We start from the raw sequence: 25,352 nt of genomic DNA, 5'->3' as shown, positions 1-25,352 counted from the left end.
ATATGAGTAAACATATGTATAATTTTAACAAAAAGGTGCTTTCTATCACCCTAGGTTTGTTGTGCTGTCAGGCAGCAGATGCAGCTGTATCAATAGAAGATGCAACGGCTATTCAGCGCAGCTTAATCACTTTGGATACCCACCTTGATACGCCGGCAAATCTGGTTGTGCCTGGCTTTAATATTCTTGAACGGCATTCCTATGGGCATGATTATTCTCAAGTGGATGTGCCGCGTATGCAAGAAGGCGCATTGGATGGCGGCTTTTGGGCTGTGTATTCTCCCCAAGGCGAGCTGACCAAGGGGGGCTATGAGCAAAGTCGTGATACGGCCTTACTGCGTGCTTTGGCGATTCGCACTATGGTGTCGGCAAACCCACAAGTGTTTGAATTTGCCACTGAATCTGCCGATGCCGCAAAGATTAAGAAGAACAGCAAGCATATTGTGTACATGAGCATGGAAAATGCCTACCCGCTAGGGACTGATATTAGCTTGCTTGAAACCTTCTATAAGTTTGGTTTGCGTATGGCTGGCCCAGTGCATTTCAAAAACAATCAGTTTGGTGATAGCTCCACCGATCCCGGTGGCACACAGTGGGATGGGTTATCGCCTTTAGGCGAAGAGCTGGTGGCTGAGGCCAATCGTTTAGGGATTGTGCTGGATGGCTCTCATGCCCATGATGAAACGGTAAAAGATATGATCCGCTTGTCAAAAACATCGATTATTTTGTCGCACACTGGCAGTAAAGCGATTTACGATCACCCACGTAACGTTGACGATGCTTTGCTTAAACAGTTAGCTGAGTCAGGGGGCGTTATTCAGATGAATGCGTACAGTGAGTACCTTGAAAAATTGCCTGATGACCCAGAGCGTAAAGAGGCCTACAAAGGGTTAATGAAGTTGGTTAAAGAGGGTAGTGAGCGCAGTGTTTTACTGGAGAAGCGACGAGAAATCGATCATGAGCATCCGGCTGTTAAAGCATCATTTGAAGTGTTTATGGAGCACTTCCTTCATGCATTAAACGTTGTTGGGCCTAAGCATGTTGGCATTGGTGCAGATTGGGATGGCGGCGGTGGTGTTGATGACATGATGGATGTAGTTAATCTACCTAAGATCACAAAACGTCTACTGGATGAAGGCTACAGCAAAAGCGACTTAGCAGATATTTGGGGTGGCAACGCACTTAGGGTGTTACAACAAGCTCACGATTATGCTGAAAGCTTAAAAACCAGTAGCAAATAGCACGAGCTAAGGTAACTCAGTAATACGCTCGCCCAATTTAGCTAAGCTTCTGGGCGAGCCGTTTGAGATGTTTTGACGCTGTATAGGTAACAACTAAAAGTAAACCGCGTATGACACGTTAAGAAAGTCTACACCTGGGTTATGGTCATTCAAGCCGCCATTCGAATAGTGCATGTAGCGCAATGCCACCGAGTGATTCATGTTCTCACCAAAATCAGTCACTAAGCCCAAACGGTCTTCAAACTGATAGTGAGAGCCAATATCTTTACCTGCAAACCGGGTGTCTTCTACTAACGAAACTCCGATACCGAATTCCCATCTTAGGGGGTATTTGTTAGCAATGGTCGCGAACTGCTTAGAAATGACCGGTGATATCGCCACAGCGTAATTTGTTTCATGGCGGTTCTGCTCACCCACTTCCCAGAAGTTCATACTGACTTCCCAGTAAATGTCTAAATTTCCCAACCATTTAATTTGTGTTAACTGTGTTGCATAAGGGCGATAGGCTAAACGTATGCCTTGAATGTCATCTGAGCCTAAAAGGTAATCAACCGCGATGCCTTGCTTTGCGGCTTGAGCAGAAGGGGTAACGAAGTAGCTGCCGAGTAAGGCAATAATAATAAGAAGTGTACGCATGTGTGTGTCTCTAGCTAAGTTAATGTGTGACTACTAGATAGGGACGAAAAATCAAAAAAATTAGTTTTATTGCTGCAATAAATCGACTTTACCGTTCGGTAATATCGAACTGTAGTTATTTTTAATAGCCTATTTAAAGAATGTTTACATTATTTTAGTATTCTGATTATATTTATTTACGTATTAAACAGACTATTAATGCATTGTTATGCTGCACATAGCTAAGGCAAGTATTCAGGGGGGTTGGTTCACTATTAAGATGCAACAATGGACCTTGTTAAAATACCCGTTGAAAAGGCTTTTAAACGAAATGAAGCACAATATTGGGAGAACTGCGTGAAGCAGCTCAGTAGTAGCGAGCAAGAAAAAGTAGCGCTTGAACATCAGGCGGCTAAAATTTTTATGCGTTGTTATGAACATGAAAGCGGCCATGAAATCCGGCACCTTTGGCATAACAAGCCGAGAAAGCCAGATGTGTCATGTAAATTAGACGGTAAACGTTTGGATCTCGAAATTGCGCATTTATATGGAACTGAGCTAGAGGCAAAGCAAATTTTGGGGCGTCACCTTGATGACAAAACATGCGCCGAACTTAGGGAGCTAATAGCACATACCGAGCCTGAAGCGCGTTTAGTTAAAGCGTTGAATAGAATATTATTTAATAAGTCTGGAAAGTCTTACCGCTCTGAACGCGTTTGGCTGGTTATTCGTAATGCGCATCCGGCTTGGGATCGCGCGCAAATTGAGGCGCTGCAGCATAAAATTGATGTACCACCTACACATCCATTTGAACAAATATGGATGGTAGGGGACTGGGAAGGAAAAAGCGGTATCATCAAGTTATACCCTTAGCGCTATCGCTAGCACTCGGTTTGCACTTCGATGCAAATAGGTTTTATTTAACACGCCCTAGTTAACGCATTAATATTCATGACCCGTGATCCGCACTTATTGTTGAGCAAAAGCATAGCCAAGCTCACGCCAGCGCTGGGTTCCACCGGCGAGCGAATAGATATGGGTTAACCCCATACGTGTCAGCGATTGTGCCGCCAGCGCGGAACGCCCTCCCGTGCGGCAATATAGCAGTATATTGCGTTGGGCTAACCAATCTAAAGGCTCGATTTCGCCGTGAACTTCGTTATAACCTTCATTATGACCAATAGCCACTCCACTTAGCTTAGCCTCAAGTAGTCCTCGGGGAATAATGTGCGCACCAGGTAACACACCCATCTGACACTCTTCGTCCTCGCGCACATCAATCAGCACGGGGTAAGCATTGGGATCTTTGGCGTATTCTTCGCAGGAGACTTCTTTAATCGTTTGTCGCACTTGTTGGATATATTGGGAATAATCTAATACACGGTTTTGCATCATTGATACCTCAGTAAAGTAAGTTGATTAGCAGCCAAATCGCAACAAGTACGATCAAAGTGGAAAATCCTCGTTTGAGTGTACGTTGGTCCAAACGAGATGAAATGCTTTGCCCAGCCAGCACACAAATAGCGCCGATACTGGCCATTGTGATAATGATGATGGCGTCTAGCTCAACGCCATGCCCACCTACTGCGATGGTAGTGAAAGCGGTAAAGGCGTTGATCACAATAAGCACTAAACTATTTGCAACCGCTTTTTGCATGCCTATACCGGTAAAAAATATCAATGCAGGAACAATTAAAAAACCACCGCCGACACCGACCACACCCGTGATCAAACCCACAGAGGCTGCGGCAGTTAGTAGGGCGCGTTTGCCTGGTGGGGGCGCAGAAACAGAAGTCGCCATTGAGTTGGTATAGGAAGATGAAGACGTGTCTGAGTCAGAGCGTACGGTGCTGGCAAACATTTTATAAGCAGCGATGCACATAATAGCCACTAACAATAGCGTTTGACTGCCTTGGGGTAGCCATATTCCTATGCGCGCGCCCAGTGCAGCAAAAGGCAAGCTAACAATGCCGAAGCTAACCAGAATCGACAAATCCAGTTGCCGATTCCGATAGGCTTTGATGCCGCCCACCGCTGAGATAAGGCCCACGATTAGCATCGAGCTGGTAATCGCGCTTTTTTCATCTAAACCTAGGAATAAGGTGAGGGCTGGCACGGTTAATATAGAGCCCCCTGCACCTAATAGGCCTAAACTTAACCCAATTAATCCTGCACTCAATAGCAACATCAGAAACATAAATTTGTACAAACTTTGATTAATATTGTATATTTGCAATATACGATATTTAAATGCTAATTAGCAAGAGGTAATTTATGACAGTTCAAGTAAATGGTTTTTATCATGATGCAACGGGCACAGTCAGTTACATAGTGTCAGACAGTGAGCGTAAACACGCTGTGATCATTGACAGCGTTTTAGACTTTGATCTTTTTTCTGGGGAAGTGTCTTCTACTTTTGCTGATAAGCAGTTGGCATTTCTGCAGGAAAACCAGCTAACGTTGGACTGGATATTAGACACCCATGCTCATGCAGATCATTTAAGTGCTGCACATTATTTACACTCTAAAACAGGCGTTAAAACGTGCATAGGGGAAGGGATTAAGGCGGTGGAAGCACGCTTTGCCAAGACGTTCAATTATGCACAAGAGGAAGGTCATCGCTTTGACGCGTTTGACAAACTATTACAAGACGGTGAGTCACTGCAGTTTGGCTCAGCCACGCTGGTGAGCATGAGTACGCCAGGGCACACAAGTGACAGCCTTAGTTACATCATCGATGACAATGTGTTCGTCGGTGACACCCTATTTATGCCAGACGGTGGCACGGCGCGATGTGATTTCCCTGGTGGCGATGCAGGGCTATTGTGGGACAGCATAAGTCGCCTTCATCAATTACCAGCACACTATAAAATTTGGGTATGTCACGATTACCAGCCCGACGGTAGGCAACTGCAATACCAAACGACAGTAGCGCAAAGCCAAGCGGCCAATATTCATGTGAATAATCAGGTTGGTAAGGCGCAGTACGTGGCGCTTCGCAACAAACGAGATGCTACGCTTGCGGTACCGAAACTACTTTATCCTTCGCTGCAAGTGAACTTGCAAGCAGGGAAGTTACCTCAAAAGCAGAGCAATGGGCTGCGTTATATGTCTATTCCGCTAACGGACAAAACACAATAGCCGAAGATATGTATCAGCTAAAGATCTGAGGGGATTTCTCAACCTTTTTAGCAATATCTTCCAAGCGTTTTTGATTATTAGGGGCCATTTGGCGACGGGAAAGTTCTGATAAAAACTGCCTCGTATTAATGGTTTTATAAGAGCCCTGTTCAGCTTCAACCAAGCTTTGCAGCAAGTTTAAACTAAAAGCCACCTCCCGAGGGAAGAGCAAATAGGCTTGGTAAAAATCCTGGGTGGCTTTTTGGTAGTCGTGCTTTATGTAATGTTCTAAGCCAGTTTTGTTTAACTTCATTGCTTCAGGTCGGCGCTCGCCAATGCTTTCTTCACGTTTCACAACCTGCATGTTAGCCACGGTAGTCTCATTGCCATCATCTAGTTGAGAAAGACGCATCTTACACAAAGCTAGTATTTCTGAGGCTTTTTCATCGTTACCTATGCCTTTCCACGCAGAAATAGCATCGGTCATCTGCAGCACGTCGCTATCAGTCATGTCATCCATGCCTTCACGATTGAGAAGCTCTGAGGCCTTCTCGATATTGCCCGCCATGACGGCGGCGGCCGCATACAAAAAATCTTTTTTGATGATTAATTTTTGATCGAGGTTTTTACGTCCCGCCGAGCCAATCAGAAATTTAGCAACTTGCAGGGTTTTTTCTCGCTCATTGGCTTTTTTACCTTCAGCTTCTTGTAAATAACAACGGGCTAAATCCAGAGATAGCTCATCGTAACGTTCTCGGATGCCACGATTCGACTCGCGCTTTTTCTCAAGCAATTGAATAGCTTCGTCGTTACGCTCTTGGGCTTGATATATGTATGCTTTGAGGCGGGCAGCAGAGACCGACATTTCACCTTCGCGAATTGCGTTAATGTGATCTTCTGCCTGAGCATATTGATTGGCGTCGATGCAAATGCGGGCCAACCACTCCCGGGCTTTATCACTGGTAAGCTGAGTCCCTGTGAGCGCCAAAAGCATGTCTTCACTTTGCTTGATTTGCCCATCTAGATACAGGCTTTGGATCAGCCCCCACTTGGCCCAAATGATTTTGTCAGAGCTACGCAGTACATCGTTATACACGCTTGCTGCTTCTTTGAAGCGCTTTACTTTTATAAGCAAACGCGCCTGCAGCTTAACCATTTGGCTGCGCATACGAGGGCGACTATTGCGTTCAAGCATGTAGTTCAATTTATCTAACGCGTGAGCGAATTCGTCTTCGTCCATCAGTTTGAAAACGGGCATTAAATAATGGTGGAAATTCAAACATGCGGAAATGTTTTTTTCGATACTGCGAATGGTGTACGGTTTAATAACCAGTGCGTCAGGATGCACATCGACAATTTGGCCAACTATCATGGGCAAGCGATCTGAGGTGATAAAAATAATACTGGTCGAGCTTTTTAATAACCCCTGCTCTTGTAACTCTTGCACCACTTCTACGCCATTTTTGTTTTGGCCTAAATGATAATCCATCAGTAACAAATCGATTCGGCGCAGGCGTGCGTGGGCTTTTAGCTCGCGACCGTTGCTAAAACAGCCGATTTCGCTAAAGCCCATTTCCATTAAATGATTGCGCAGGTTGATACGAGCCATGCCATTGTCTTCAACAATAGCGACCTTGATATCACTTAGTGACATGAAGCGCCTTTCGAATTTTAAAATCTTTTTTCATCATAATCAGTAGCATAGCAAGTAAAAAGAATACGTGTAGTTATTTGCTTAAGGGAAACTTTAATGGCCTAGTTTGCTGAAATACCATAGCTATGTATACAGAAGTTGTCAGTTAATAGAATAAATTATTGAACTGACGTTAACGTAAAGGTAAATTGTTTGGTAATATTGATAACACTTCGTTAACAGTTTTGGTTTGCCGTTAAAATCAAAGCACTTTAAATAGGGCTATTTATGCAACACGTTCCTTTACTTATCAACGGTGAGTTTATTTCATCCCAGTCGCAGCAATTTATCGACGTTACCAATCCTGCGAATAATTCTGTCATCGCCCAAGCGCCCATTGCCACTGACGCCGAAATAGAAGCGGCGGTGAACAGCGCCAAAGAAGCCTTTTTAACTTGGCGAGAAGTACCAGTGCCTGAACGTGCTCGCGTGATGATGCGTTACCAGCAATTGTTAAAAGAGCACCATGATGAAATTGCCACTTTGCTTAGCAGCGAAACCGGCAAAACCTTTGATGATGCTAAAGGTGATGTGTGGCGCGGCATTGAAGTGGTGGAGCAAGCCATGAATGCACCTGCCATGATGATGGGGGAAACTGCGGAAAATGTGGCCCGTGGTATTGACACCTACAGTTATATTCAACCGCTGGGGGTGTGTCTCGGGATCACACCATTTAACTTTCCTGCGATGATCCCGCTTTGGATGTTCCCGATGGCCGTTGCTTGTGGCAATACGTTTATTCTTAAACCGTCAGAACAAGACCCCCTTACGCCCACACGCTTGGCGGAACTGTTCATTGAAGCAGGCGCGCCAAAGGGCGTATTAAACGTTATTCATGGGGGCAAAGACCAAGTGAATAAATTGCTTAACCATGATGATGTGCGCGCAGTGTCATTTGTGGGCTCAGTCCCTGTGGGTCAGCATGTATACAAAACAGCAACCGATAATATGAAGCGTGCTCAGTGTTTCGCGGGTGCTAAAAATCACTCTGTGATCATGCCTGATGCCAACGTAAAGCAAGTACTAAACAACTTAGTGGGTGCATCTGTTGGCGCGGCCGGTCAGCGTTGTATGGCGATTTCTGTGGCTGTATTTGTTGGTGAAGCAAGTCAGTGGATTGACGAACTCGCCCAAATGATAGGGCAAGTCAAACCAGGCTTATGGGACGACAAAGATGCCGCTTACGGTCCGCTCATTAGCCCGCAAGCAAAAGCCCGTGTGTTATCCCTTATTCAGCAAGGTAAGAACGAAGGCGCGAAATGCTTATTAGATGGTAGCGATTTCACGTTACCCGGCTACGAAGAGGGTAATTGGGTTGGGCCTACAGTGTTTAGCGATGTGACCACAGACATGGAAATTTATAAGCAGGAAATTTTTGGCCCTGTTTTGTGTTGCATGGTAGTGGATACACTCGAAGAAGCCATCGCGCTGGTTAATAGCAATCCCTTTGGTAACGGCACTTCAATTTTTACCGCTAGCGGCGCTGCAGCACGCAAATACCAGCATGAAATCGAAGTGGGTCAAGTGGGTATAAACGTACCTATTCCTGTGCCTTTGCCATTTTTCTCGTTCACCGGTTGGAAAAATTCTTTCTATGGAGACTTACATGCCTACGGTAAGCAGGCGGTGCGTTTTTACACTGAAACGAAAACCGTGACAGCGCGTTGGTTTGAGAATGACATTCCCAGTGGTCCCAACATGACCATCGAATTGAAGTAAAGGAGCCCATTATGAATTTTGATTTGACTGAAGATCAACAAGCGTTTGCCGACACGGCTCGTCAATTTGCAGAGCAAGCGCTGGCGCCTAATGCAGCAAAATGGGACAAAGAGCACCACTTCCCGAAAGATGTTATTCAACAAGCGGGTGAGTTAGGCTTTTGCGGTTTGTATACCAGTGAAGAAGACGGCGGACTAGGCTTAAGTCGTTTGGACTCGTCAATTATTTTCGAGCAACTATCCATGGGTTGCACAGCCACCACGGCCATGATGACTATTCATAATATGGCGACGTGGATGATCGCAAAATGGGGCAAACCAGCATTAAAAGCCAAGTGGTGTCCCGATTTGGTCACAGGCAAAATACTGGCGTCATACTGCTTAACAGAGCCGGGCTCTGGTTCAGATGCCGCAGCATTGCGTACCACTGCCAAAATAGACGGCGATGATTATGTGTTGAACGGCTCGAAGATGTTTATCTCAGGGGCGGGGGAAACCGATGTGTTAGTGGTGATGGCGCGCACCGGCGGAGAAGGTCCTAAAGGAATATCTGCGTTTTTAGTGCCAGCAGATGCACAAGGTATCATTTATGGCAAAGCAGAAGAAAAAATGGGCTGGAATGCCCAGCCCACCCGCTTAATTACGTTTGATAATGTGCGTATCAGTAAAGTCAACTTGTTAGGGGATGAAGGCCAAGGCTTTAGTTTTGCTATGCAAGGCTTAGATGGTGGCCGAGTCAATATTGCCACGTGCTCCATCGGCACTGCTCAACAGGCACTGAATACCGCTACTGCATACATGAAAGAGCGTACGCAATTCGGAAAGCCACTCGCGGCCTTTCAAGCATTGCAATTTAAGCTCGCTGATATGGCGACCGAATTGGTCGCGGCGCGACAAATGGTGCGCTTGGCGGCGTTTAAATTGGACAATAAAGACTCAGAGCGCAGTGCTTATTGTGCCATGGCAAAACGTTTTGCCACTGATATTGGCTTTGAAGTATGTAATCAAGCTCTGCAAATTCATGGCGGCTACGGCTACATTCAAGAATATCCATTAGAGCGCCATGTGCGTGATGTCCGCGTACATCAAATTCTGGAAGGAACCAATGAGATTATGCGCATGATTGTGGGTCGACGTCTTTTGGCCGATGACGCCGGCGACATACTTTAAAGCGAGTATAAACATCCTGAGCTATCGGGATTTTTTGCATGTTAGAGTCTGTACTTTAGGGCTTGTATTTGCATCTTAAAAAAGGAGTAGACTGTGTCTGACAGTGTTATATTTCAAGAGCTTACTACCAACAGCGGCATGAAAATAGGGCATGCTACGCTTAATCGCCCCAACGCCCACAACGCGCTAAGCATGGACATGATTCAGTTACTGATGCCGCAACTTCTAGCGTGGCAACAAGACGAAAATATTTGCATGGTGCTATTAGATGGCAGCGGCGAAAAAGCGCTGTGCGCCGGTGGTGATGTAGTCGCTATGCACAACGCCATGGCAAGCCAGCCTAAGAGTATGCCTGAATCATTGCAGGCCTTTTTTACCCAAGAATATCAACTCGATTACCTAATCCATACCTACACTAAACCGTTCGCTGTATGGGGGGCGGGGATCGTTATGGGCGGCGGTATGGGCTTGATGAATGGTGGCAGTCATCGCATTGTGACTGATACGTCGCGCCTTGCTATGCCCGAAATCAGTATTGGTTTATACCCTGACGTGGGCGGCAGTTGGTTCTTAAATAATATGCCTTTGGGTTGCGGCCTATTTTTAGGTATGACAGGTGCCAGTATGAATGCCACTGATGCCTTGTACGTCAATATGGCCGACTACTTCATACCGAATAATTTAAAAACCCAATGGCTTGAAAGTTTGAAGCAAGTACCATGGGGCAATCATAGCGCAGCCAATAGGGACCAGTTAAGTGTGTTATGTGCCAAACAGCATCAACAACATGAGGCCTTGCTGCCAGAAGCAAAGGTCCAGCCTTTGCAAAGCACACTTGATGAGCTAGCTACAAAAACCAGCGCCGCCGACGTGGCTGAGCAGATAATGGCGCTTGATGCACAAGGCGATAAGTGGCTAAGTAAAGCACAAAAGACCTTGCAAGCCGGCTCGCCTATTAGCGCAAGTTTAGTCTTCAGGCAGCTGCAACATGGACAAAGCCTGACTCTAGCCCAGTGTTTTGAGATGGAATTGATAATGTCATGCCGCTGTGGTGAGTTCGGTGAATTCCAAGAGGGGGTTAGGGCATTATTGGTGGACAAAGACCATCAGCCAAAGTGGCGTTATACAAGCATTGATCAAGTGCCGAATGAAACCCTGGTGTGGTTTTTCGATAGTCCATGGCAAGCTAATGCGAATCCACTTCAACATTTAGCCAAGGAGTAATCATGTCATTATCAAACTACAGCATCGCCTTTATTGGTTTGGGCAATATGGGCGGGCCTATGGCGAGTAATCTACTTAAAGCACACGCTAATGTCTGTGTTTTTGATTTAGTACCGCAAACGGTTGCTGAATTAGAAAGCCAAGGCGCACGAGCAGCGAAGAGCGCCGAAGATGCCGTGAAAGGCGCGGATATTGTGATTTCCATGCTGCCGGCGGGTAAACACGTTCAAAGTTTGTATTTAGGAGACAGCGAGCGCGGCAGTGCAGGTTTAATTGACGTGCTTGGGCAAAATACGCTAGTGATAGATTCAAGTACGATTGACTCCGCAACCTCTATTTTGGTTGCCAAAGCGCTGGCTGAAAAGGGGATCGCGTTTGTTGATGCGCCTGTGTCCGGCGGAACAGCAGGCGCCGCGGCAGGGACCTTGACCTTTATTGTGGGCGGCGAAGCGCCAGCTTATCAAAAGGCCTTACCTGTGCTCAGTGCTATGGGCAAAAACATTTTTCATGCTGGGCAAAACGGCGCAGGGCAAATTGCTAAAATCTGCAATAACATGTTGTTGTCGGTATTGATGGTTGGGACGTCAGAAGCATTACAGATGGCCATAGATAACGGGCTCGACCCAAAAGTCATGTCCGATATTATGTTGCAAAGTTCAGGACGTAACTGGACGCTAGAGCTATATAACCCGTGCCCAGATGTGATGCCCAACGTGCCGTCATCAAATGATTATAAAGGTGGCTTTATGGTGGATTTGATGCGTAAAGATTTAGGCCTAGCGTTAGACACCGCCCTTAAAAGTCATTCCAGCACGCCCATGGGCGCGATGGCGCAAAACTTATACAACATGCACAGCATGCAGGGCAGCGGTCAACGTGATTTCTCAAGTATATTTGAGTTATTTTCAGCGCAAAGTAATCACAAGCAGTAACGCTGCTTTTAGTGTGCTAGCAAGCACGTTTCAACAATATTAGGACATTAGATCATGCAATTAGAAGGTTCAGTTATTGCCATTACTGGCGCAGCTCAAGGTTTAGGTCGTGCTATGGCACAAGAAGTCGCACAGCAAGGGGCTAGTGTCGCGCTAATTGATATGCAAGAAGGCCCATTAGAGCAAGCGGCTAAAGAGTTGCGCGGCCTGGGCGTTAAAGCAGAATATTACGTGGTTAACGTTACTAACGAAGCCGAAGTAGAGGTCGCGTTTGCTGAAATAGGCATGGACTTCGGGCAACTCAATGGTTTGATCAATAGTGCCGGTATCATGCGGGACGGCATGCTGCTGAAAGTGAAAGAGGGCAAGGTTGTCAGCAAAATGTCGAAAGAACAGTTTCAATCAGTGCTGGATGTTAACGTAACAGGTACCTTCTTGTGCGGCCGTGAAGCGGCAAAGCAAATGATTGAAAGCAAAAGCGATGGGGTGATTATTAACATTTCATCGGTGTCTCGCGCTGGCAACATGGGGCAAACCAACTATTCGGCGTCAAAAGCAGCGGTGGCGACGATGACCGTATCTTGGGCGAAAGAGCTGGCGCGCTTTGGCATTCGTACGGGTTGCATCGCCCCCGGCCTAGTCGAGACTGCCATGGCCGCGCAGATGCGCCCCGAGATGCGCGAAGCATTTTTAAATACCGTCCCTATGCGACGCTTAGCTGAAGTAGAAGAACTCGCACATACCGCGAAGTACATTTTCGAAAACGATTATTTCACTGGGCGCACGATTGAGCTAGATGGCGGTACGCGGGTTTAACTACGGATTATTCTATCTGCAAAAAACACGTATCAAGGTATATTAGATACGTGTTTTTAGGATTTTTTATTGATTTATATGTGTTTGATGATTATTTTAAGTTTAATCCTCTGTTAATCTACTTTTCACTCCCTATCATTATGATTTATTTGAATAAATCAACTTTCTTTATTTTAAACTTGTAATGTGTCAGCTTTCTTTACTACTTATCTGTAGGTAAAATTTATTTCCTTTTTTATTGTTATAAATCAATGGGTTATTTTTTTGATCTTTGGTTCAATTCTTGCTGAGTCGAGATCCCAGTAAATATTACTTTTTAAAGTTAATACGAAATTTATAGGAAATAAGAAATGTTCGTAAGTAAGAAGTTATCGCTATCATTCTGCGCGGTGTCACTTGCACTTAGCTCGTCAGTTGTTCAAGGTATCGAAATCACGTCCACGGACGATGCCTCTGTTCTCTCAGATACATTGATCATTCCCAATAGCGGAGTCACTGTTACTAGTGCGGTATTAAGTGGCGGCATGAACGATGTTGGTCTCAGTGCCCAAGCGGGAACATACACTAATCACTCTGGCACTTATGGGCTGCCGAGTGCAGGCGGTGTGGTGTTTAGTACCGGTGACGTTAATAACTATGAAGATGGGCCAAATAATAGTCCAGGCGATGGCGACGGTGAAAGCGCTGGAAATGGTTCAGATAACGGCAATGAACTAGAATGTCCAAGCTGTTTTGAACCGCAAGGCGGCCAACAAGTACTTGTTAACTCAGGTACAAATACGTCTGTCCCAACAAATACCCTAGATAATGATGGAGCTTTTGGAAATAATCCTGCCACCGATGAGCAAAATGCCCTTTTGACTCAGATTACTGGGCAAGAGGAACATTTCGATCCCATCGAGCTTAGCATTACCTTTGATGTAGACGACAGTGTTTCGGTCATCTCATTTGTCGGCGCCTTTGGCTCTGAAGAGTTTCCTGACTGGGTTAATACTGAATTTGTGGATGGGTTTGGTATGTTCCTTAATGGCGTGAATTTAGCTCGCGCTGAGGTCTCCGATGGCTCAACTGACGGCGCACCTGCACTGATTAACATTAATCACCCTGATTTTGCCCCAGTCGAAGGAACAGAGTTAAACGGTATGTTAGCGCCAAATGGTATTCCTATTTTGCAGTTTGATATTCCCGTTGAACCAGGAAGTACTGGCAACACCTTTACCCTTTTACTAGCGGATGCATCGGACTCAGTCCTTGATACCACCATCTTTTTAAGCAGCTTTGGTAACTTTGATGCCGAGGGTGGGGAATCTGAATTCACGCCAATTATGCCTGATGATACTACCGACAATGGTGACTTTGTGTTTACCTTGCCAGAGGTGGATGCTGGCGAAACAATCTGGTTTGACCCTGATGTTGCCACTGGTTACACCTATACAGCAACAGACGGTGGTTTGTTTGCTAGCGTAACGGCCCCGACCTTACTCAGCGTGAATGACAGCGATGGGTATTTACTGAGTTATTTAGTTAACGGCGTTGAGCAAGTGGTGGCGCTGACCAGCGGGCAAACCTTTGACTTTGATGTACCTGTGCCTGAATTTACTATTTCAAGCATTAACGTTGAGTTAGCTTTGGACCCAACGGATCCGTTAGCATTCGTGACAGGTGTGGCGTTTAGCGAAAATGGTCAGTTTGGCGTGGTTCAATCACCTATCACCGAATTTGTAGATGATAGTGTGGCGGTTTCTGCCCCTGGAACCCTGGCGATATTTGCCCTATCACTTGTTGGCTTATGTGGTTTGCGTCGAAAAAAGTTTTAATCACTTTTGAATAGATTAAAGTAACCCAGTTCGATTTATCGAGCTGGGTTTTCCGTTTTTAGGGTAGTAGTAAAGCATGAAGAGATTTAAAGCGATTGCACTGGCGGTGCTATTAAGTGCGCACGCAGGCCTTGCTAGCGCGGCTGATGAGGATGGTAAGTTTGCCGTTAAGGGGGCGGGAAAACGTCTGTGTAGTAATTTTTTACTGACTGCAGAGCAAAAGAGTACTGATTATTATCTTTATGGAGGCTGGCTTGAAGGTTACATCAGCGCATATAACCGATTTCAGCCTGAAAACTATGACGTCACACCATGGCAAACAACAGAATTGTTGTTAGCGCTACTGCAGCAAGATTGTGAGAACAACAAAGAAAGGCATTTTCTAACCGTTACCAATAGCTTACTCAAAGCATTGTTTCCTATCCGTCTGCCTGCTGAGTCTGCACTAGTAGCAATTGATGTAAATAACGCGAAAAGCTATTTTTACGTGGAAATACTCAAGCGCGCCAAACAAAGATTAATCAAAATGGGATACTTGCAGGATTTAGGAAGTAACGATTTTGATCAAGCGACATTAGATGCCTTTAAGCATTTTCAAAGTGATCGTGGTTTGGCACAAACAGGCGTACCAGATCAAAATACGCTGATGAACTTATTTTTGAAAAAATCGGCTTAATCAGACGAGTTTTACTGGGTTGAGCAAGCGCACTTTTATGTTGTCTTGCTCAATCATAGTAAACACTTTCGGGCGAACGTGATCTTTCCACCATTGATTATAAGTTTTTTCATATAAGGCCTGGCGAGTTTGTTCGTCGTCAAATTCCCTTAACCAAACAAACCAATCATTGCCGTTTTCATCTGCGTAGACATACGTCTGTAAGATACGCATTCCCTGAGAAACTTGGTACGGCAACAATTCTGCTTTTAGCCACTTAAGCCAAGCATGTTTCATATTGGGTTTTATTTTATATTCACGAAGCTCGACGATTGCCATTTCACTTCAACGCTTTTTTAATGGGCTCACCAAAGCGAAAAATCTGACCTTCGCCAGGCTGCATTTTATGCCAGTCTTCGTTTGCTGTGAGCGGTTCGGTGGCAATAACCGTGACGATATCATTTGGTGTGGTCTCTTTAGCGAAGTCTATATCCACATCAATATCTGATAAGTGTGCTTTACCAAAGGGCGCGCGGCGGGTGATCCACTGTAACTTAGTTGAACAAAATGCCAGCAAATACTCACCGTCAGTGATAAGCATATTAAACACCCCGAGCTTGTTCAGTTTTTTGGCTTCGCGCTGCAAAAAATTAAATGCCGAGATGCGTTTACTTGGGCGATTAGGAAAACGGTTGTCTAGCGCACTCATTAAATAGCAAAAAGCTCGTTCGCTGTCCGTAGTACCAACGGGGGTAAATCTATCTATGGGTAAATCAGCATAGCCACTCAATTGACCGTTATGAGCATACGTCCAATTTCTGCCCCAAAGTTCGCGGCTAAAAGGGTGGGTGTTTTCCATGCCGATACGTCCGCGATTGGCCTGGCGCACATGGGCAATCACCGCTGTGCTCTTGATGGGGTAATCAGACACGAGGCGCGCTATTTCAGATTCGTAACTAGGCAGGCGATCCTTAAAAATACACACGCCTTTTTGTTCGTAGAACGCCACGCCCCAACCGTCTCGGTGCGGGCCGACGCGGCCGCCTCTTTCCCGAAGACCTTTGAAACTAAAGCAAATATCAGTGGGTACATTCGCTGACATGCCTAATAATTCACACATAAATTTTGCCTGTATACATATAATGAAAGAATTATAACCTCAAACTAACAGGCTTTATCTATTTGAAATAAGAATGTGTTACCGAAGACGAAAAAAATCCGCTCAAGGCGGATTTTTTATTTGGCTTTTAGGGGATTGTCGCTCGGTCTCCCATCGACCAAACGATCAGTGTGCTTTTACACTGGCGATGACATTTCGCTCTTCACTGTACTTGCCGTTGGTTAGAAAATTATTCATTTTTTCTACTTTCTCACCGTACTGTTCTACAAATGCCACCATGTCTTGACCATTACAGGTCATTTTGTCAGTTACATAACGCTTTGTGACCTTACTTGATTTCATGGCCTTGTTCATTTTGATAACGCTACCTGTTGTAGCTGCAATACATAACTTAGTGCCAGCTTCGTTGTCAGTAGGGACCAATTCTGGGCTTGCATGTGTAGCACCTAAAACAGCAAAAGAAAGTAAAGAAGCGGCAATAGTTTTAGTTAATGTTTTCATGGTGTATTTCCTTTAATTAATCAGTGTTATAAAAAATGTTTGCAATGTGTCGTTTTGTTAATTTAGTGATTGCAACCTGAGTGCCAATTTTAAAATTCAGTAAAAACAGTAAGTTAAATGATTGGTGGTTTTTAAGGTTGTGAAATACAGACGTGTATTTTGTTAAATGACTAAAAAGTGGTTTTTTTGACCAGTGCAAATACCAAATGTCAAGAGACCTTTGGGTTAAGGGTGAAAAAGGTTGATTTGGGTCAGTAAAAACATTGCCAAAGTGCGCTTACACTTTAAATCTTGATGTGGTTTTGCTATATTTCCGGCGCTTTTTTAAGCATCCCATTAACTGCTCTGGATTTACGATCCAAATCGCAAGGAACTACAATGCAAAATCAAACATCTGCACCTTTTGTTGTGTGTGCTTTATACAAATTCGTGACCCTAGAAAACTTTGAAGAAATGCGTCAGCCGCTGTTAACTTTTATGCAAGGTAATGGCATTAAAGGGACCTTGTTGTTAGCTCATGAGGGCATCAATGGCACAGTTTCTGGTTCTCGTGAGGGCATCAATGCGTTATTGAATTACCTAAATGAAGACCCGCGCATCGCGCCTATTTCTCATAAAGAATCGTTGGACGAAACCCAACCTTTCCACCGCACTAAAGTAAAACTAAAGAAAGAGATCGTTACCATGGGCGTGGAAGGCATCGATCCTCTACGTACTGTGGGCACCTATGTAAAGCCAAAAGATTGGAACGCGTTAATATCCGACCCCGATGTCACCGTAATCGACACCCGCAATGATTATGAAATCGAAATTGGTACATTCAAAAATGCCATTAATCCTAATACCGAGTCTTTTCGAGAGTTTCCGCAATACGTCAAAGACAATCTTGAGCCGACCAAAAACAAGAAAGTCGCTATGTTTTGTACTGGTGGCATTCGTTGTGAAAAATCAACTGCGTACTTAAAAGAGCAAGGTTTTGACGAGGTATATCACTTAGAAGGCGGCATTCTTAAGTACTTGGAAGAAGTCCCGAGAGAAGAAACCTTATGGGAAGGGGATTGTTTTGTCTTTGATAATCGAGTTGCGGTCAATCATGACTTACAAAAAAGTGAATACGACCAGTGTTATGCCTGTCGTTTGCCTATTACCGAAGAAGATAAAGCAAGCCCACTCTTCGAAGCGGGAGCCAGCTGCCCTAAATGCCATGGTACGCACAGCGAAGAGCAACTTAAACGCTTTCGTGAGCGTGAGAAACAAGTAAACCTCGCGCGGGAACGTAACGAAGCCCATGTCGGCGAAGACGCCACTAAGGCCATAAAATTACGCCGCCAACAAAAAGCAGCACAAAGGCGAGCACAGCGTACCGCTGCTGGAAAAAGCAACGGTTAGGCGCCTTGCGTCATGCGCTTTTACTTGTCGGCGTAGACATTTGGTTATATGAAAGGGTACACTCACCTTAACTTAATTAATGTGGTTTAAACATGGCAGATCAAGAGACATTAGCGCCAGAAAAGGTCGCTGAAATTCGCAAAGAATTTGATTATTTTGATACAGATAAAAATGGCGAAATAGGCCTAACGGAATTCATTGAATTGTTAACTATCATATCGCCAAAAACCAAGGCTAGTCATGTTGAAGAAGGTTTTGGTTTGATTGATAAGAACAACGATGGCTCAATCGACTTCGAAGAATTTTTGGAGTGGTGGCAGCAATCTTGGTGGGAATACTAAACCACTTTTTTCGTTATGTTAACGAACAATTCAATTACCAAAAAGCCCGAGCATTGCTTGGGCTTTTGATTTTCTAACTGTCGATTTTTACAGTTGCTTAAACGTTAGGCCTGCATTATTTACTAAACGCGTAATGAGCTTGTCACCCATAGCAGATGCTGGTGTTAAAATACCCCCTGGAGTATCGCTGGCATCTTTAATAAGACAAAGCGCCGCTTCGGTTATCATGCGTGACGTAGAGCCATAACCAGGGTCAAGGGTTGCTCCGACACTGACCGTTAGGTTTTGACCCTCTTGATCATTGCCCACAAATAAGACTTCGTAAAAGCCATTTTCGCGCTCTTCTTTGCTTGGGCCTTCGCCGGGTTTAGGGCCACCGTCTTTCATCATGCCTTTGTCGCTAGCAACTGCTTTAGCAATGCTTTCGCCTTTCTCGCCTGGGCCTGTCATCAACATTTCGTCATAAACAAAATCGCTGCCGTATTGGTGGCTAAGTAACATGTTGCTGCGATGCACGTTACGGGTGTTGATTGCGGCCATGATAAAAGGAGTGACCCAAGTATTGAGTGACTCTTCAAAATAAGGTTTATCACCTGCTGGTTGTTCGGTACCTGCAAACCCTGGGGTCAAAGAGAACGGATTTAGCAGTAGTTGGAATTGTTTAGGATCTTGCTTAGCCGCGGCCAATGTTGCTTTCAAACTTGCCGCTGTGCCGCCAGAGAAAGTGCCTTGCATTTTCTTAACGCGACCTTTAACTCGATTAAAGGTATGGCCAAACTTTTCTTTGGCCAATTGCTGCAAGTGGTATACGCCAAGATCAAATGGAATGGAATCGAAGCCACATGAGAAGACGATGCGTGCACCGCTTTCTTTGGCTGCTGCTTCGTTCGCATCAATCATGTGGCGCATCCATACTGGTTCACCGCACAAATCAACGTAATCAACACCCGATTGAGCACACATTGCGACAAGTTCAGAGCCGTACAACTGATAAGGACCAACGGTGGTCAATATTAAGCGCGTGTTATCCAGCATCGCTTGCATGGAGCCTGCATCTTCGGCGTCAGCCACAACCAGAGGGATATCTTTTGGCGCGCCTATTTCATCTCGTACTTGAGCTAGCTTATCAGCGCTACGACCAGCCATGGCCCATGTAAAGCTCTTGTCATCTTTATATTGCTTAGCCAGGTATTCCGCTACAAGTCGGCCTGTGAAGCCTGAAGCGCCATAAACGACGATATCGAATTCTTTATTTGTGCTCATTTTATTATTCTCTTGTCAGTGTAGATGAGCTAATAGTAAAACCAGATGCTGGTGGCTTCACTTTATTTGATTGATGCCTAACTATAGCGAAAACGAATTGTCCCTCAACTTAGGATAATGGTCAGGTATGCGTTTGAAGAGGAGGGGGTTATAAGAGTACTAAAGGACTTTGATAAGAACTCGCTATCAACAAACACGCTGATAGCGAGTGAATACTCCAGTTAAATTAGAACTTATAAGTTGCTTGTACGTACATGAAGCGACCTTGTGAGTTATGGGTGCCCACTACATGCCCCATGTAATCGTGATAGCTAAAGGGCGGCTCTTCATTGAACAGGTTAGTTGCCCCAAGGGTTAATATTGTATTCTCTATACCGCTGAAATTAACGGTGGTGTCCACTGTGATCATAGAATCAATATCAGGCAATATTGTGCCGTCGGATTGCACCCGAACTGAGGCATCTTGTTCAAATTCACCAATATAGTTAACCGCGACATTTGCACTCCAATCGTCTTTCACCCAAGACGCGGCTGTCGTCCAGCGCACTTCGGGTTGTTCAAACTGACCTTCTTGGGTATCAATACGGCCCCCGGTGCGAATATCTTCGTAGTTCAATACATAATTTAATATGTAGTTGATTTTGAAGTCACCTAATGAGGTTTCGGTTTTATAGCCTAAATCAAGATCAAGACCTGAGGTTTTGATATTACCTAAATTTTCGAACTGGTCGAAGATACGCACTACTTCCCCTGGATCGCCTACAATGTTAGACGGCAAACGTTCCACCACATCTGGGTTATTCCCTTGTGTAGTGAACTTAAATTGAGTGTCTTTATTGATCACATTCTCAATGTCATAGTTGTAGTAATCTAAAGAGAAATCAATGTTTTGGGTAATTTCATAAATAACACCAAAGTTATAGCTTTCTGACTCTTCGGGGCCAAGGTCCGGGTTGCCTGTTAACACTGCTGTGTATTCTTGTGGCTCACAGGCCTTGTTGACATTGCCCACTGCGTCACAACGAACATTATCGACTAAGTTAGGTGACTCATCCGTGCTGCCCAGCCCAATTTGATGTAACGAAGGGGCGCGGAATGCGGTGCCATAAGAGCCTCGAATAGACAGCTCATCCATGGGCGTCCAGATAAAAGCAACTTTGGGATCAGTCGTTGTGCCAAAATCACTATAATCTTCGTGGCGCACGGCTAACTGAATATTGAAGGTTTCTGTAACGGGAATGGCAAGTTCAGCGAATACAGCTGTGTTGTCGCGCTCGCCGTTGGCCTGTGTTGCTTCAGTGCCAAACACTTCGCCTCTTAGAAATTGATCATCTGGGTTATCACTGATCTCTTGCTCGCGATATTCGGCGCCAACCGCCAACATCAATTCGCCGGCTGACATACTCATGAGCGGACCCGACACCTGAGCATCAAACGATTTACTGGTGGACTTACCATAGCGGGTCGTTTGGGTTTCAATGAAATCAAGTGCTTCTTGGGAATTGCTTGAAGGCTCAAACGGGTTCCATAAACCACTGTCTATGGCTTCTTGGGTACGTCGCGAATTAGGAAAGCCATTGACACCCCTTTCAATTGAATCGCTTTTAATGTAGCTGTAGGCGACTTCCCAATCCCAGTCATCGAACCCACCTTCAAGACCCATTACCGCGCGATAATAATCAGAATCAACACGTTTTTCTCGGTTACCTATTTCGACTGTTCGACGGCGCATGGTTAAATCTTGTTGATAAAACGGATGAGTAGGGTCGTCAGCAAAAGGATGATTGATATTATCCCCTGACATAAACAACTCGTTGAAACTTGGGCTGCCGGCGCCACGGATTGTGCTTTTTGAGTTTTGCCCGTTTAAGTCGATAAATGCGCGAACATCGTCATTGATCTCAAACTTACCCATGTACATAAAGCTAACACGCTCTGATGCCGGTATAGACGAACTAAAAGGGGCGTAATCATAACGACATAAATCCCCTACTATTTGGTCAGCTGGGCAAACATCATTGCCAAACGTGTCAGGTAGACGAACTGTGGAGTCTGAGGCAAGGGCGATGGTCCCTGGGTAGCCAGCTGAGCTTCTAAAATCCGTAGCGTAGGGATCATTTGGTCTAAGGGCTGTCTGATTAGACGAGCTTGCGTAATCACGGTCCGCATAAAGTATTTCTTCACGATCAAAATAATCTAACACAAAGGTGTGGCTAGACTTTTCAGAGCTGGTGCCAAACAGTAAACTTGCGTTTGATTCCGCTCCACCTCCATCGGCGGTATCACCGTATTTTCCAGACAACTCTAATCCGTCGAAATCGTCTTTCATGATGATGTTGATAACCCCAGCAATAGCGTCAGAGCCATAGGTTGCTGAGGCTCCGTCTTTTAAAATATCTACCCGCTTAATGGCTGACAAGGGTATGTTATTGATATCTACAAAGGCGGTATCGATCGAGTTGGCAAACGGCGATACTGAGACGCGTCGACCGTTAACCAGAATCAGGGTTGAATCTGCGCCTAAGCCGCGCAGCGAAACACTAGAGCCGCCATTGCCTGTGCCGTCACTACTGTTTCCTTGGGTTGAAAATGTGCCTTGGCCAGCAATGGGTAACTTAGTAAACAACCCAATTAAATCAGTGACGCCTGTTTTAGATATGTCCTCAGCGGACAAGGACGTGACAGGAGAAGGGCCTTCTAAGTCGCCGCGGCGAATATGCGAGCCTGTTACTTCTACTCTTTCAATGCTTTGGTCGGGCTTGCTTTGAGCATGAATCTGCAAACTGGATGCGACAGCAACAGCTACCACAGTGAGTTTTAAGTGATTAAATTTCATGTATGTTCCTGGATTAATTATATTTTTTAGTGTTTTAAATAAGAAGTAAGAACACTTCATTCTTGGCGGGTATGTGGCATTAATTACCCTAGTGACAATTTCTATCCTAAGCGACACCATATTGATTTTGCAATAATTTAAGGCAAAAAAAATACTCTTGATATAAGGTGGGTGTTATTAATCATGAGCGGCCTTCGTGTTAATCAACTTGCTAAGGGGATTGTGAAATGTTGCAGTTGTAGAAGGCGTTTTTAAGCGTTAGCCTATCAATATATTAATTGATTCAAGGGGGGAGTATGGAAGAGGGATCAACACTTGCAGATAAATCGTTTTGTAGACAATGTGTTGATGCAGGGGACTTAGGGTTTGATTTCACCATGGCTTTTCAGCCCATCGTTAATCTTAAGTTACGCGAGGTATTTGGATATGAAGCCCTAGTGCGTGGCCTTAACAATGAATCTGCTTTTTCTGTAATAAGCCAAGTCAATCAGGACAATCTCTATTTGTTCGATCAACAATGCCGCGTTAAGGCCATCGCCTTAGCAGCGAAACTTGGTATAACGTCAATTCTTAGTATCAACTTTTTGCCTAATGCCGTTTATAAGCCACAACGTTGTATCCGTACCACTTTGGATGCAGCAACGCGTTATGGTTTTCCCACCAATAAAATTATGTTTGAGTTTACTGAAGGTGAAAAAATAAGTGACACCCAGCATGTTAAAGGTATTGTCGAATATTATCGTGAGCAAGGATTTATCACGGCTATTGACGATTTTGGAGAGGGGTATTCAGGTTTAGGTTTGTTGGCAAATTTTCAGACCAACATAGTCAAACTGGACATGGGCTTAATTCGCGGTATTGACAGCGATACTGTTCGCCAATCTATTGTTCGGCACAGTGTGAATATGTTTCGAGATTTGAATATAGAGCCTCTCGCGGAAGGTATTGAAACGGTCAGTGAATCAAATTGGTTACTCGAGGCAGGCATAGATTTACAGCAAGGCTATTTATTTGCCAAGCCTGGTTTTGAATGCTTGCCGCAGGTCGACTTCATGTTTAGCTAAATAAAAAGACATAAAAAAGCCGGAACAAAGAGTATTCGTTCCGGCTTTAAATTCGAATTGCAGCTAGGGCTGTTAGAGCTGCTTAGCTAACCGCAACGATCTTACACGCATTAGTGCCGCCTACGGTTTCCATGGTATCACCGTAAGTCATGATGAAAAGATCGCCGGTCTCCAGCATGCCTTTTTCTTTCATTATAGCAACCACGTCTTTGGTTAACTCGCCCGGGCTGCTGCCACGAGAGTCGAAGAATACCGGCTTCACACCGCGGTAGAGCGCCATGATATTTAACGTTGACTCATGACGTGACAAAGCATAAATCGGCAATGAAGTCGTGATGCGAGACATCAAACGCGGTGTGCTACCACTTTCTGTTAAGGCAACAATGGCTTTCACCGTGCTTAAATGGTTTGCGGCGTATACAGCACTCAATGCTAATGTTTCGCTCACAGAGACAAAGCTTTCGTCCATGCGGTGCTTAGAAATCTTAACGCTTGGGTGGGTTTCTGCACCTACACAAACACGTGCCATCGCTGCCACAGTCTCTACTGGAAAATCACCGGCAGCGGTTTCAGCCGATAGCATTACAGCATCTGTACCATCTAAAACCGCGTTAGCCACATCCATGACTTCAGCACGAGTAGGCATAGGGCTGGTGATCATTGACTCCATCATTTGGGTCGCGGTGATAACCACTTTGTTTAGCTGACGTGAACGGGCAATCAATTTCTTCTGTACACCAACTAGCTCAGCATCTCCAATCTCTACACCTAGGTCACCACGAGCAACCATGACCGCGTCTGACGCTTCAATGATGTCGTCAATGGCTTCGTCAGTCGCAACGGCTTCAGCGCGTTCCACTTTGGCGCAAATCATTGCGTGACAACCTGCTTTTTCAGCTAGCTGGCGTGCATAACGTAAATCATCGCCTGAACGGGGAAAAGATACGGCTAAGTAATCAACGCCGATAATTGCGGCTGTCTTGATGTCTTCTTTGTCTTTCTCAGTTAATGCTTCCGCTGAAAGGCCACCACCTAAACGGTTAATCCCTTTGTTGTTCGATAATTTACCTGCAACAGTGACTTCTGTATGAACTTTATTACCTTGTACTTCCATTACTTTAAGCTGAATGCGGCCGTCATCTAGTAATAGAATGTCGCCCGTGTTCACGTCTTTAGGCAGTGCCTTGTAATCGATACCTACAGCTTTTTGGTCGCCTTCATCACGACCCATGTCGGCATCAAGAACAAACTTGTCACCTAAGGCAAGAATGATTGAACCATCTTTAAATTTAGCTACGCGGATTTTAGGGCCTTGCAAGTCACCCAAGATAGCGATGTATTTGCCAAGTTTTTTTGCTACCTGACGCACTTTATCCGCACGGTCAATGTGGTCCTGTGCCGTGCCGTGAGAGAAGTTCATGCGAACAACGTTCACTCCGGCTTGAACTATGCCCTCAATTTGTTCAACTGTGTCTGTTGCTGGGCCCAATGTAGCTAAAATTTTGGTTCGTCTTAACATAGGTAATTTGCTCTGGTTGTGGCGCATACTGTTTCAGGAATGCAGGTAATAAATATTGCGTACGGGTATAACAATTTTGTGTCAGCAGATTAACGATAGACCAGATAACACACTCAGTCGCGAATCATCAAATTTGGCATTAATCTTATGGCTATCAGCGTGTGATTATAGCAAGTGAATCTGACAGATTAATTACTGTTTCGTAATTTAATTACGAAAATATTAGATTAATAAGTCATTATTGTGAAATTTTTTAACAAAAAAAGCTATTAAAGCGCGCCAAATGGGCTGAGGTCAGACCAATCAGCGTTATTTAAG

23 protein-coding genes are annotated in these 25,352 nt (G+C 44.9%); 13 read left to right on the top strand and 10 right to left on the bottom strand.

What is annotated here, in order from left to right; genetic code table 11:
- Positions 1 to 14 precede the first annotated feature (14 nt).
- Entirely contained in the window at positions 15 to 1,241 is a 1,227-nt protein-coding gene (locus GMES_RS00780; protein ID WP_006990627.1) for a dipeptidase, read from the top strand.
- Positions 1,242 to 1,334: 93 nt separating this feature from the next.
- On the opposite strand, the gene GMES_RS00775 is transcribed toward GMES_RS00780, so the two are convergent.
- A complete protein-coding gene (locus GMES_RS00775) occupies positions 1,335 to 1,877 on the bottom strand; it encodes an acyloxyacyl hydrolase (protein ID WP_006990626.1) in 543 nt (180 codons plus the stop codon).
- Positions 1,878 to 2,144: 267 nt separating this feature from the next.
- Here GMES_RS00775 and GMES_RS00770 point away from each other — a divergent pair, with 267 nt between their 5' ends.
- Complete coding sequence (locus tag GMES_RS00770; protein WP_006990625.1) at positions 2,145 to 2,729, top strand: hypothetical protein; 585 nt, start codon at positions 2,145 to 2,147, stop codon at positions 2,727 to 2,729.
- A gap of 96 nt (positions 2,730 to 2,825) precedes the next feature.
- Here the strand turns inward: GMES_RS00770 and GMES_RS00765 are convergent, their stop codons facing one another.
- Entirely contained in the window at positions 2,826 to 3,248 is a 423-nt protein-coding gene (locus tag GMES_RS00765) for a rhodanese-like domain-containing protein (RefSeq protein WP_006990624.1), read from the bottom strand.
- 10 nt (positions 3,249 to 3,258) lie between these two features.
- Positions 3,259 to 4,092 (bottom strand): sulfite exporter TauE/SafE family protein, encoded by an 834-nt coding sequence (locus tag GMES_RS00760; protein WP_226990231.1) that lies wholly within the window; start codon positions 4,090 to 4,092, stop codon positions 3,259 to 3,261.
- 38 nt (positions 4,093 to 4,130) lie between these two features.
- Between GMES_RS00760 and GMES_RS00755 the strand changes: the two genes are divergently transcribed.
- On the top strand, positions 4,131 to 4,997 hold the full coding sequence (locus GMES_RS00755; RefSeq protein WP_006990622.1) for an MBL fold metallo-hydrolase: 867 nt from the start codon (positions 4,131 to 4,133) through the stop codon (positions 4,995 to 4,997).
- A gap of 13 nt (positions 4,998 to 5,010) precedes the next feature.
- On the opposite strand, the gene GMES_RS00750 is transcribed toward GMES_RS00755, so the two are convergent.
- The gene (locus tag GMES_RS00750) at positions 5,011 to 6,630 is read right to left on the bottom strand and encodes a response regulator (protein WP_006990621.1); all 1,620 of its coding nucleotides are present in this window, start codon (positions 6,628 to 6,630) and stop codon (positions 5,011 to 5,013) included.
- Positions 6,631 to 6,897: 267 nt separating this feature from the next.
- On the opposite strand from GMES_RS00750, the gene GMES_RS00745 reads away from it, so the two are divergent.
- The 7 genes from GMES_RS00745 to GMES_RS00715 all read left to right on the top strand — a co-directional run bounded on the left by GMES_RS00745 (position 6,898) and on the right by GMES_RS00715 (position 15,022).
- Positions 6,898 to 8,388: a CoA-acylating methylmalonate-semialdehyde dehydrogenase gene (locus tag GMES_RS00745; RefSeq protein WP_006990620.1), complete on the top strand. Its 1,491-nt coding sequence runs from the start codon at positions 6,898 to 6,900 to the stop codon at positions 8,386 to 8,388.
- 11 nt (positions 8,389 to 8,399) lie between these two features.
- Positions 8,400 to 9,557: an acyl-CoA dehydrogenase family protein gene (locus GMES_RS00740; protein ID WP_006990619.1), complete on the top strand. Its 1,158-nt coding sequence runs from the start codon at positions 8,400 to 8,402 to the stop codon at positions 9,555 to 9,557.
- Between the two features lie 93 nt (positions 9,558 to 9,650).
- Positions 9,651 to 10,781, top strand: a complete 1,131-nt coding sequence (locus GMES_RS00735; RefSeq protein ID WP_006990618.1) for an enoyl-CoA hydratase/isomerase family protein — start codon at positions 9,651 to 9,653, stop codon at positions 10,779 to 10,781.
- 2 nt (positions 10,782 to 10,783) lie between these two features.
- Complete coding sequence (gene mmsB / locus GMES_RS00730) at positions 10,784 to 11,713, top strand: 3-hydroxyisobutyrate dehydrogenase (protein ID WP_006990617.1); 930 nt, start codon at positions 10,784 to 10,786, stop codon at positions 11,711 to 11,713.
- Between the two features lie 54 nt (positions 11,714 to 11,767).
- On the top strand, positions 11,768 to 12,529 hold the full coding sequence (locus GMES_RS00725; protein WP_006990616.1) for an SDR family oxidoreductase: 762 nt from the start codon (positions 11,768 to 11,770) through the stop codon (positions 12,527 to 12,529).
- Positions 12,530 to 12,879: 350 nt separating this feature from the next.
- The gene (locus GMES_RS00720) at positions 12,880 to 14,346 is read left to right on the top strand and encodes a choice-of-anchor L domain-containing protein (protein WP_006990614.1); all 1,467 of its coding nucleotides are present in this window, start codon (positions 12,880 to 12,882) and stop codon (positions 14,344 to 14,346) included.
- Between the two features lie 76 nt (positions 14,347 to 14,422).
- On the top strand, positions 14,423 to 15,022 hold the full coding sequence (locus GMES_RS00715; RefSeq protein WP_006990613.1) for a peptidoglycan-binding domain-containing protein: 600 nt from the start codon (positions 14,423 to 14,425) through the stop codon (positions 15,020 to 15,022).
- Here the strand turns inward: GMES_RS00715 and GMES_RS00710 are convergent, their stop codons facing one another.
- The 3 genes from GMES_RS00710 to GMES_RS00700 all read right to left on the bottom strand — a co-directional run bounded on the left by GMES_RS00710 (position 15,023) and on the right by GMES_RS00700 (position 16,622).
- On the bottom strand, positions 15,023 to 15,340 hold the full coding sequence (locus GMES_RS00710; RefSeq protein WP_006990612.1) for an NIPSNAP family protein: 318 nt from the start codon (positions 15,338 to 15,340) through the stop codon (positions 15,023 to 15,025).
- A 1-nt stretch (position 15,341) separates the two neighbouring features.
- Positions 15,342 to 16,121, bottom strand: a complete 780-nt coding sequence (locus GMES_RS00705) for a class II glutamine amidotransferase (RefSeq protein ID WP_006990611.1) — start codon at positions 16,119 to 16,121, stop codon at positions 15,342 to 15,344.
- A gap of 165 nt (positions 16,122 to 16,286) precedes the next feature.
- The gene (locus tag GMES_RS00700; RefSeq protein ID WP_006990610.1) at positions 16,287 to 16,622 is read right to left on the bottom strand and encodes a DUF3718 domain-containing protein; all 336 of its coding nucleotides are present in this window, start codon (positions 16,620 to 16,622) and stop codon (positions 16,287 to 16,289) included.
- Between the two features lie 378 nt (positions 16,623 to 17,000).
- Here GMES_RS00700 and trhO point away from each other — a divergent pair, with 378 nt between their 5' ends.
- Together trhO and GMES_RS00690 are read left to right on the top strand one after the other, a co-directional pair.
- Complete coding sequence (gene trhO, locus GMES_RS00695; protein WP_006990609.1) at positions 17,001 to 18,011, top strand: oxygen-dependent tRNA uridine(34) hydroxylase TrhO; 1,011 nt, start codon at positions 17,001 to 17,003, stop codon at positions 18,009 to 18,011.
- A 92-nt stretch (positions 18,012 to 18,103) separates the two neighbouring features.
- Positions 18,104 to 18,352, top strand: coding sequence for an EF-hand domain-containing protein (locus tag GMES_RS00690; protein ID WP_006990608.1), 249 nt, complete (start codon positions 18,104 to 18,106; stop codon positions 18,350 to 18,352).
- An 87-nt stretch (positions 18,353 to 18,439) separates the two neighbouring features.
- Here GMES_RS00690 and GMES_RS00685 read toward each other — a convergent pair whose 3' ends face one another.
- On the bottom strand, positions 18,440 to 19,615 hold the full coding sequence (locus GMES_RS00685) for a saccharopine dehydrogenase family protein (protein ID WP_006990607.1): 1,176 nt from the start codon (positions 19,613 to 19,615) through the stop codon (positions 18,440 to 18,442).
- A gap of 226 nt (positions 19,616 to 19,841) precedes the next feature.
- Positions 19,842 to 22,451: a TonB-dependent receptor plug domain-containing protein gene (locus GMES_RS00680; protein WP_006990606.1), complete on the bottom strand. Its 2,610-nt coding sequence runs from the start codon at positions 22,449 to 22,451 to the stop codon at positions 19,842 to 19,844.
- 296 nt (positions 22,452 to 22,747) lie between these two features.
- Between GMES_RS00680 and GMES_RS00675 the strand changes: the two genes are divergently transcribed.
- Positions 22,748 to 23,515, top strand: coding sequence for an EAL domain-containing protein (locus tag GMES_RS00675; RefSeq protein ID WP_006990605.1), 768 nt, complete (start codon positions 22,748 to 22,750; stop codon positions 23,513 to 23,515).
- 82 nt (positions 23,516 to 23,597) lie between these two features.
- Here the strand turns inward: GMES_RS00675 and pyk are convergent, their stop codons facing one another.
- On the bottom strand, positions 23,598 to 25,034 hold the full coding sequence (pyk, locus tag GMES_RS00670; RefSeq protein ID WP_006990604.1) for a pyruvate kinase: 1,437 nt from the start codon (positions 25,032 to 25,034) through the stop codon (positions 23,598 to 23,600).
- Positions 25,035 to 25,352: the final 318 nt, after the last annotated feature.

Source organism: Paraglaciecola mesophila KMM 241, assembly GCF_000315015.1.
Taxonomy (GTDB): Bacteria; Pseudomonadota; Gammaproteobacteria; order Enterobacterales; family Alteromonadaceae; genus Paraglaciecola; species Paraglaciecola mesophila.
This window is presented reverse-complemented; position numbering and strand designations above follow the sequence as displayed.